The 7,654-nt window shown below is 38.6% G+C and carries 8 protein-coding genes; 5 read left to right on the plus strand and 3 right to left on the minus strand.

The window, feature by feature from the left end; translation table 11 throughout:
* Window positions 1–106: 106 nt before the first annotated feature.
* The 3 genes from ACEW80_RS18230 to ACEW80_RS18240 all read right to left on the minus strand — a co-directional run bounded on the left by ACEW80_RS18230 (window position 107) and on the right by ACEW80_RS18240 (window position 4,813).
* Window positions 107–2,821: a GUN4 domain-containing protein gene (locus tag ACEW80_RS18230; RefSeq protein WP_373527945.1), complete on the minus strand. Its 2,715-nt coding sequence runs from the start codon at window positions 2,819–2,821 to the stop codon at window positions 107–109.
* A gap of 19 nt (window positions 2,822–2,840) precedes the next feature.
* Window positions 2,841–3,851 carry a hypothetical protein gene (locus ACEW80_RS18235; RefSeq protein WP_373527946.1) on the minus strand — a complete coding sequence of 337 codons (1,011 nt, stop codon included), beginning with the start codon at window positions 3,849–3,851 and terminating at the stop codon, window positions 2,841–2,843.
* A 350-nt stretch (window positions 3,852–4,201) separates the two neighbouring features.
* A complete protein-coding gene (locus ACEW80_RS18240) occupies window positions 4,202–4,813 on the minus strand; it encodes a hypothetical protein (RefSeq protein ID WP_373527947.1) in 612 nt (203 codons plus the stop codon).
* A 353-nt stretch (window positions 4,814–5,166) separates the two neighbouring features.
* Here ACEW80_RS18240 and ACEW80_RS18245 point away from each other — a divergent pair, with 353 nt between their 5' ends.
* From ACEW80_RS18245 to ACEW80_RS18265, 5 genes are all read left to right on the plus strand, one after another.
* Window positions 5,167–5,415 (plus strand): hypothetical protein, encoded by a 249-nt coding sequence (locus tag ACEW80_RS18245; RefSeq protein ID WP_373527948.1) that lies wholly within the window; start codon window positions 5,167–5,169, stop codon window positions 5,413–5,415.
* Entirely contained in the window at window positions 5,415–5,852 is a 438-nt protein-coding gene (locus tag ACEW80_RS18250) for a hypothetical protein (RefSeq protein ID WP_373527949.1), read from the plus strand. The genes ACEW80_RS18245 and ACEW80_RS18250 overlap by 1 nt, the downstream gene beginning before the upstream one ends.
* A gap of 352 nt (window positions 5,853–6,204) precedes the next feature.
* A complete protein-coding gene (locus ACEW80_RS18255) occupies window positions 6,205–6,507 on the plus strand; it encodes a hypothetical protein (protein WP_373527950.1) in 303 nt (100 codons plus the stop codon).
* Window positions 6,508–6,605: 98 nt separating this feature from the next.
* Window positions 6,606–6,965 carry a hypothetical protein gene (locus ACEW80_RS18260; RefSeq protein WP_373527951.1) on the plus strand — a complete coding sequence of 120 codons (360 nt, stop codon included), beginning with the start codon at window positions 6,606–6,608 and terminating at the stop codon, window positions 6,963–6,965.
* A gap of 70 nt (window positions 6,966–7,035) precedes the next feature.
* Complete coding sequence (locus ACEW80_RS18265; RefSeq protein ID WP_373527952.1) at window positions 7,036–7,443, plus strand: hypothetical protein; 408 nt, start codon at window positions 7,036–7,038, stop codon at window positions 7,441–7,443.
* The last annotated feature ends 211 nt before the right edge of the window (window positions 7,444–7,654 follow it).

The raw sequence follows: 7,654 nt of genomic DNA on the forward strand, positions 1-7,654 counted from the left end.
TGCAGTATCTCTTCTCCCCATTTTTTACTCGAATCTAGCTTTTGCGTCATGTCTCATATTTTATGATATTGCGTGTCCCTCGCTGACTTTATTTTTTTTCCTACCCCTACTTATTGAGCCGATACCAAAAATAATCCTTACGCCTTTTCAAACCCCATCCCACACGAGTACCAAAATCTTGGAAATCTTTATCCACTTCTTGCCAAATGTCTTCCTGTACACTAAAGCCAAAGTGACCTTTGCTGTAAATAACCCAAAGTTTGTCGATAATATAAATGTATTGAGAGGAACATATATATCCTTTGGGAAAATCACCTTGTTTAATTCGACCAGCTAACTTTAGCATGACCCTTCTTGTTTCGTGATTAGCCTCTCTCCATTTTCCTGCTGCTAGTAAACGTTTCAGTCTTTGATATATTCCAATAGGTTCCAATCTTTTTAGGAAGTCTACCTCTTTTGGATCAAATTCTGACTGAAATTTTGAGAGAACAGACCAAACAAGTCGTGCCGAAAAACCTCTAGATTGAGTTACGCATGGAAAAACAGCAGGAAGATGACCTCTAGGTGCATTTAAATTAAAAATTATTTCTTCCTTCGATATCCATTGAAGATTATCCCACCGATCATAATATCCCCATTCCACACAATCACCAAATTCATGCCAATCTTCTTGCACGTTTTGCCAAATATGATTTTGAACACTAAAGCCAAAATGATCATGGCTATAGGTACACCAAAGTCTGTCAATAGTCTCAAGGTCGTGGCTGGGAAAATGTTCAATGTCTTCTTCTTGAAAAAATCCTTCTTGACTTTGACCAGCTATCTTGAGCATAATTATCCTAGTTTCTTCGTTAGCTTCTTTCCATTTACCCTCTAATAATATTTTTTTTAGATTCACATATATTCCTAGCGTTTCTTCCTCTTCCTGATATATTCCTAGCGTTTCTTCCTCTTCCTGTTCAGACTTATAAACTGAGCATAAAAAACTTGCCGCACTCCCACCTTGACAAGCTACTTTCACTGGCAGATGTCCTAATGGTGCATCGAAAGAGAAGTTAAGATAAGAAGATAGCAAACAACCATTGATGACACGCCAGCCTACCACATCACAAAATTGTGCATAATTTTTTTTACTATTAAATTCACCTAATTTCCTGTACTCTTCTTGCCAAATACGCTTTTGAACACTGAACCCAAAACGCCCATTACTATATTTGTTCCAAAGGTTGTCAATAGTATGAAATTCTGTAGCCGGAACATTTTTTTTATATTCTGAACTCATTTCATATCTTTGTCCAGATAATTTAAGGATAAGCTTTGCTGTTTCATTATCAGCTTCTTCCCATTTGCCATCTGCAAGTAAATTCCGTAATTTTTTATATAGTCCTAAATATTTAAAACCAGTAGCAATAACTGTAATTATTACCTCATCTTTGAGTTGGTCATCAATTGTTGTCCCAAAAGAAATACTGGCTTTTGGATCAACAAATTTATAGATTGTTTCTACAGCCGTATTCACTTCATTTAGAGTGAGATCGCTGCCACCAGTAATATTAAAGACAACTCCTTTAGCCTCTTCAATGGAGCCTTCTAAAAATGGTGAAGAAATAGCTGCCTTTGCAGCTTTCCTAGCTCTGAATTTTCCAGAACTGACACCAATCCCCATTGATGCCGCTCCCCTATCTGTCATCACAGTACACACATCGGCAAAGTGAGGATTCAGCAATCCGGGGATAGTAATAAGATTAGAGATACATTGCACTGCTTGACGCAACAGATCATATATAAAACGGTCATAGTAGGCTTTTGGCACAGAATCTTGTTCAGGAGTAATTTCACTTTGTCTGTAGCTAGGAATAATAATCAGCGTATCCACTCGGCTTTTGAGTGGTTCTATTTGACTATCGAAAAATGAACGATTTACCACACCAATAGTAAGAACGCCCATTTCTTTGGCTACTTCTGCGACAATTGAAGCTGCCCCCACAGCAGTATCATCTCCAATACTAGCAACAATAAATACCAATTTAGTTTTATCTAAAACTCCGGCAATCTCATCACGGGATTCATTAGCTACCATCTCACCCCAACCTATATCACTTAAATTTAAAGGGCGATTTAATTCAGAACCTATTTGTAAAGAATTAGGAGCAGTAGCGCGTCGGTAAAGCATTGCTATATCTGTGTCAATTGCCCAAAATTCCACCCCAGATATATTAGTTTCAATCATGTGGTTGACAGCATTGATTCCGTCCCAGCCAATTCCAATTACTTTGATATTGATAATTTGGGCAGGAGCTTCATCATTGTCATCTTCTTCTGTGAGAGCTAAAGTCTTATTTGCTTCTAAATTAGGTTGATTGTTATCACTCCTATCAGCTATTGCTGTTAAAAGACTTGCATAGTAGTCATTTGGAACAATAATTAACTCTTCTTTTAGTTGGTAGAGAACTTGGTTTGTTTGCTCCACTGCTGCTTTAAATCTGTAGAAAGCATCTGCTGTTGATTCTCTATCAATCTCCCACATTAAGGAAATGAGATTTTGTTGCAATCGCACTGCCAAACGCAAACAGTCTTTTTCAACTTCATCTAATGCGTGTTGACGAGTTAAATCATTAATCTGTCTTTTGCTTTCATCAGCAAATTCATAATATTTCTTCTCTAAAGAAGCGTATTTGCCCGTTAATTCATTTGCAACTTGTCTGTGATGCTTGGCTGCTTGTCTGTCCTTTTCTCCAGCAGCATGAGCAGTAAAAGCACCTGCAACAGCACCAACCGCCGCCCCTAAAGCACCGAACACAAGAGGAATTATAAAAATCATAGAATTTTTGACTAATTCTCTAGGAATGAGGAGGAAGGTAAAGAACTTGAGAATCAGGCAGTAACTTACTATCTGCTGAGGTGAGTCCTAAAGATTGAGCAATAGCGACTGATTCACGTAAACGTTGCATAGCTCCTTCTACCCCCGGTACAATTGGGCGATTTGTAATTTCTTGATTAATTGCTTCCGCTTGGGCCAAAAACTCTAGGTTTTTATTGTGTTCATAACTCAGTTCGTTCTCAATTGCCTGTAATCTTTCTAATTCTTGTTGAGTTAAAGATTCATAATAGATTTTCACCGTTTGTTTATGGTCATCGAGGATTTTGAAAAACTCGTAAACCATACCCGCAGTTCCAACAACAGCTAAAACTGGTGCTGCTGCGGTTAAAGCGATCGCTATTGGTGGACAAGCTGCTGCTACTGCTGTAGTTGCAAATGCCGTTGCGCCTCCAACCGCACCACCCATAACGGTATCTTTTAATGTTGCTGTAGTCGCTTCCTGTGCAGAGATTTCACCTCGGACTACACGCAGTGCATTAGTTAGAAGCGAAAAAGGTGCGGCTGTCACTGCACCCACAGCAGCCCCCAAAGGTGCAGCTTGAAAACCTGCTTTGACAGCACCTGTCAGGTTGTCAAACTGCCATTTTGCATCTAGTCTCATTTTCTCCTGCCAAGTCATGGTTTTATCACCACGAGCCACATTGTCTTTAGCATTCTCCCATTTGATATTGTTGGGATTGTTAGAACCACCCTTGCTGTGAGGTTTGATGTGACTAGCGTGCTTATCTGATAAATATTTTTGGGTATTAACATCAGCAGACTTGCCATCAATGCCTGCTCTTTGAGATGGGGGGATCTTGTCTAACATTTCTTGGGCTTGCACCCTGGTTCTTATCGGCTCACCAGGTCGAATCCCACCTTTATATAATCTACGCGCCGCACTTAAGGATAGATCCTGTAATTGGGCGTGTTGAACGTTAATATTGGCCCCAGCGTTAAAAGCGGAATTATGCTCTTGTTCGTCAGACATGGGTAAACAAATCTATTGTGATGTATTTTTATGGTTCCCATTTGGACATCAGTTGCGATCGCATTAACCCAGTGTGCAAATTTCCTCTAGAACGTAGCCCACAGTTGATATCACTCACTGATAGTAGCTATTTATCTACCGGAGTGTAGAAGGGAGTATAGACAGTTGAGCAAGCCGCAAGATGAGCGAATCCTAGTAGTGCGGACTATACCTGCAAGTGGTTATCGCGCTGCAAATATAAGCAGGTTTTATTAGCCGAGCGCAATTCTCCGGGTGCAACCGCGCAGGCGTATTGCGCGGTTGTGGCTATTATTAAAAGGAAAATAAGAACTATTTCTCTATTTTTACGCCTATTTGAGATTCAGAAGCTGAAGTATATTTTTAAGCTTGAAATTATTCCAACTTAAAGCTACTGAAGTTTCAATAGTTAAATCTCCTTGTTTAAGGTTAGTTATTAAAGCAGAACCATTTTCAAGACTATGGAAAAAGTCCTCTAAAAGCTGCAATTGATTTCGAGGAAGAGTATAGTAAACCTTATTATTTTCAATTCTAACGTCTTTTGGTAAAGCCCCATTGGGAAGTTTCCCTCCCAAAAATGTTTTCCAGCCTGCAATGAGGTAACGGTAAACTATCGATTCTGTATCAAATTGAGGGGGTTTTAATAAGCTAAGTACCCCTTCAATACAATCTTCATTAAGAGTTATTTTCTCAGGAGTAAAATGTAATTTAACTTGAATCTTATTGTACTCTATTGTCGCAATAAGTCCCTCATCAGTGTCTGGTTTTAAGCTGATTAATTGCTCAACTCTAGATTCTGCTTGTTGACATAGAAGTAAAACTATTGGTTTTTTCAAAGTCAATTGTTTAGCTTCTGAGCTAAACAGAATGTATTCTTCTAGACTTTTTTTTAGGAATTGTCTAGACTCCTGAAACGTCGCTGTAATTTTGTTAAATACACCCATATTTAGTTAATTAGAAAAGATAAAATTCTTGGAGTTCGATCTGTCCTGGCTGATAGACTTGATAGCACTTATATTGTTATAGCCTCTACTGCTTGTGCTTGCATAGCACTTATTATATTGTTATAGCCTCTACTGCTTGTGCTTGCTCATGCCAGCAGGTAGTTTTTGAAGTTCCCGGATAAGTCATCAATCGCCATGATATCTGCCGACTGCCGCCCCATTTCAGGCAAGCTGAGGGTGCGTGAGCGTATCGCCTCATAGTCTGGCTTTACTGACAGCCCAAGAGATTCGCCTTCTGCGCCCATTGATTGATTTGACTGCCGTTGATATTTATCCGCTCACACAGGTCAGTCTTGGTTAGCCCCTGTTTAGCATCAGAATCAGAATGCGAGAATTTAATTTTGCCTCTGGGGATGTCCTCTACCTTCTCTCTGAGAGATGATAATCCCGCGTTTATTAAGGCTCCAGACACAGAGTGGGTGTTATCTCAATCGTGGTTGGTGGTAGCACAACAGGCGCAGGGAGAGCGATCGCTATTTTCCGGGACAATTAAGATGGATTTAACCTTGATTCTGCACTCGGTAGCACAAAGGAGTCGATAATGGGAGAAGCCAAAAGGCGCAAGAAGTTAGATCCCAATTGGGCTAAATCAGGGGGATTCAGTCAGCCCAATAAACCAAAAATTACCTACTTGACCGAAGAACACCTCGACTATCAAAAAGCCAGTGAGTTAAAAAATACCTTCTACCCTGACAAAAACTTTGTTTACCTAGTCCGCCTAGACTACGAAGATGGTGATTACTTCGTGGGGGCAGTAAACGCATTCTTGCAAGGTACTGAGATTACAGTTAACGCGATTTGGTCAGCTAACCCCAATTCTCAACGCACGGGTCTAGAGTTATTACAAAGTATTCGTCGAGATATTGGTTTGAAAGCCAGAGACGACATGAATCAATCGAATGTCGTAATTGACGAGATGAATCAATCAAATGTCGTAATTTACGACATGACTCAATCCTCTGTCGTCAATTGCGAATAATACCCCACCCTGTTCTCTTTGACTGGCCATCTGGCTTGATGCCTCGACCATCGAAATCAGCGATTTTCAGACAGACGGACAGAACGGACAGGATTAGACAGAATTCTTATGCAGCAATGGACAGAAGCGACAGAGTAGCAGACAGACACACTTCAGCAGATAGAAAGTTTACTCCGATTCGGTGAGGCTTATTAATTCAGGTGAAAGTGGGAATTAGTCTCAGCGATGTAAATCTTACAAGTTCTGCTTCTCTTATTGAATGCTGAGTAATAAGTTTTGCAATATTATTATTTACGTATTTAATTGTATAGGTTATACAGAAAAGGCTACGTATAAAATATATGTAATACACATGACCGAAAAACAGAAAAAGCTAGTAATTGATACTGTTGTTAAAGTTGCTCAGAATATTGAAGACATCTCAAAAATAGCAATTTATAGCGATTTTCCTGAAAAAACGGATATAAACCACGAGGAATTAGAAAATATTTTAATCTTCTTAATAAAAGAAGGTTGGATCACGTTTACAGACCAAGCTAAAGGTTTAAACAAATTCCCTAAAGAGGCAACATCTTCTAAATCATCAACGACTGTGGTCGGCAAGATAGGACAAGACGCAAATCGTAAGATAAAGGAAGAGGGCATTATTTTTTAGTGTGGCTGGGGTGCTAGATTTTTTTCCTGCTTCCCCAACCAGTTATTTTCAAATTTTCAATACTTTAATTGCATATTCCTAGTTTTGAAAAAAGAAGTATGAATCCATCTGATGTTGTCATGTTATATAAATTAGCTAAAGGTAGTGAGGCAATATGGAATGAATTATGGCATGGTGGTAAAGAAGATTTAGGTGAGGCTAATATACAAGACAGTAGCAGTTGTTTATGGGAAGTCAAGGTTCGCAAAACAGGATATAGGGGACGCTACCTGAAGATTAAATCAAAAACAGGTTCTAGTCAAAAAATGAGAGCATCCGCAGATAACTATAAACCTGGGGAGTATTTAAGTATTACGCCTGATGAATGGGAAGTGTTTTACCTACTTGCTCACAATGGCAATGATATAAAACTTTATACTTGTGCCAAAAGTATTTTAGATAGGTTTGTGAGAAAGTAAAATTTAGCTATGTATAATTGCTCAAACTAGTTTACAAGGTTTATTATCAATTTATAACTTATAAAAATATATGCTTCCTCTATCTATTGAAAAAATAGCGGTTGGTTTATTTTGGAGTCTAGCTAATGATGAAAAGACTAAAAAACAAGTCTATAATTTAGGACTAAAATTTTTTGATAGTATACAGGTCGCAACAGGTAACGTTAATCTTCATTCACCTGAAGAAGCTGTAAAGATAGCAATTAGTACTTGCATAAGAAAGGATAGAGAAAACCAAGCAAGAGTAGCTGCATTTGTAACTGCTTTATATTTACAGTATGAAATTGAAAGAGCAGCACAAATAGGAGGTAGCTTACTTAACCGTTTTGGAAAATCTTGGTTTCCTCAAATTAAGGATAGAGAAATTCGCTTTGCATTAAAAGTAGACACAGAATTAGAAAATTATCTCTACAATCAAATCCTAAATGAGAGTTGTTAATTTCTACATCGTAAAGCTAGTTATATCTGGGCTGACGACCAACTCCCTTTCAATCACAGTTAAAAGGTAGCTAGTTGTAACGACCTGCAATACTAATCGCTAAAACCTGCAATCAAGACATTTACAAACCAGGATTAAATGCAACTATAATTGCGCTTCAGCCAGGATTAAATGCAACTGAGCCAGGATTATTTGCAACCAACCTGCAATC

The organism is Nostoc sp. (genome assembly GCF_041747015.1).
Classification (GTDB): domain Bacteria; phylum Cyanobacteriota; class Cyanobacteriia; order Cyanobacteriales; family Nostocaceae; genus Nostoc.